The organism is Gilliamella sp. Choc5-1 (genome assembly GCF_001690595.1).
In the GTDB taxonomy this organism is placed as follows: Bacteria; Pseudomonadota; Gammaproteobacteria; order Enterobacterales; family Orbaceae; genus Gilliamella; species Gilliamella apicola_M.
The window spans coordinates 1-1,219 of record NZ_LZHH01000087.1 but is presented as its reverse complement, the minus strand read 5'-3'; the positions used below and the strand labels follow the sequence as shown (position 1 = coordinate 1,219).

3 protein-coding genes are annotated in these 1,219 nt (G+C 35.8%); 2 read left to right on the top strand and 1 reads right to left on the bottom strand.

Annotation, left to right across the window (positions count from 1 at the left end):
- Positions 1 to 315, top strand: a 315-nt coding sequence (locus A9G35_RS07800) for an integrase core domain-containing protein (protein ID WP_141673828.1), incomplete at its 5' end; no start/stop codon positions are given.
- Here A9G35_RS07800 and A9G35_RS07795 read toward each other — a convergent pair.
- Complete coding sequence (locus A9G35_RS07795) at positions 261 to 623, bottom strand: phage integrase central domain-containing protein (protein WP_442903176.1); 363 nt, start codon at positions 621 to 623, stop codon at positions 261 to 263. The genes A9G35_RS07800 and A9G35_RS07795 overlap by 55 nt on opposite strands.
- A gap of 75 nt (positions 624 to 698) precedes the next feature.
- Here A9G35_RS07795 and A9G35_RS07790 point away from each other — a divergent pair, with 75 nt between their 5' ends.
- On the top strand, positions 699 to 998 hold the full coding sequence (locus A9G35_RS07790; RefSeq protein WP_065585449.1) for a transposase: 300 nt from the start codon (positions 699 to 701) through the stop codon (positions 996 to 998).
- The last annotated feature ends 221 nt before the right edge of the window (positions 999 to 1,219 follow it).

Genomic DNA, 1,219 nt, shown 5'->3' with positions numbered 1-1,219 from the left:
AAATTAGATTTATTTCATTCAGACCGCGGTAAAGAGTTTGATAATCGGTTATTAGCGGATTGTTTTAAGACATTTAATATCACGCATTCATTAAGCAAGAAAGGATGTCCTTATGACAATGCGGTAGCGGAAGCGACATTTAAAACAATTAAAACGGAATTTGTAAAAGGCCAACGTTTTAACTCAACGGCTGAGTTACAACGCGCTTTTTCGGCTTATGCTTATTGGTATAATCATAAACGATTACATTCTTCGTTAGGCTACTTGCCTCCCGTTGAATTTAAAAAACACTTACCCCTTAATTTTTTTGTTTGAAAATGTGTTGCCATTCCAAATTGCCATTCAATCAAGCAACGCGTTTGTAATTCGATTCTGGTCATAGCAAGGGATTGCATAAATTGGGGCAGCTCTTGCGCGTTTATTGTTGGCATTTGCCCTTTTATAGGGATTTCAAAAGCATCTTTTATCTTGGCTGCTGGGTTAGCATCAATCAAGCCTATATTCACCGCATAAAACATAATCTCATTGATACGTTGGCAAAGTCTTTTAATTGTTTCTAATTTACCATTAGCTCTTAGTGGCTCCATGGCCTTAATAAATTCTTTTGCTTTTAATTTAAAGATTGGATCGGCTACACTAAATCATACAACTTTTTTAAGGGGTAAGGTAAACTTATCACGACTAAAAAAGGAACAAATATGAATAAGATTAAACGCAAAAGACGAACATTCACAGATGATTTTAAACACCAAATGGTCAGTCTTTATCAACATGGTAAATCACGTAGTGAAATCGTTGCCGAATATGATTTGACGCCATCAGCATTGGACCGTTGGATAACGCAATCAAGCCAAAGTGGCTCATTTAAAACAAAAGATAATCGCAGTCCACAAGAACAAGAGCTAATCGCGTTGCGTAAAGAGCTTAAACAACTCCGCATGGAAAACGATATTTTAAAGCAAGCAGCACTGATAATAGGGCGAAAATCGCTATCCTAAAAGCAAATCGACATCGTTATAGCATAACAAAGCTATGTCAATATTTAGGATTATCAAGATATTATGCTTATTATCAGTGTAAATTGAATAGACAAAAATCAGTAGGGCTTTATGCCGATAAAATCGTGACGCTATTTAATCAGAGCTATCAGTCTTATGGTACAAGACGAATTCGTTTTGATTTACAAAAAGAGAATATTTGGGTGTCACGCCGTTACATT

Excerpts from the sequence above, each read along its gene's own strand:
- A9G35_RS07790 (WP_065585449.1), top strand. The coding sequence starts at position 699 with ATGAATAAGATTAAACGCAAAAGACGAACATTCACAGATGATTTTAAA.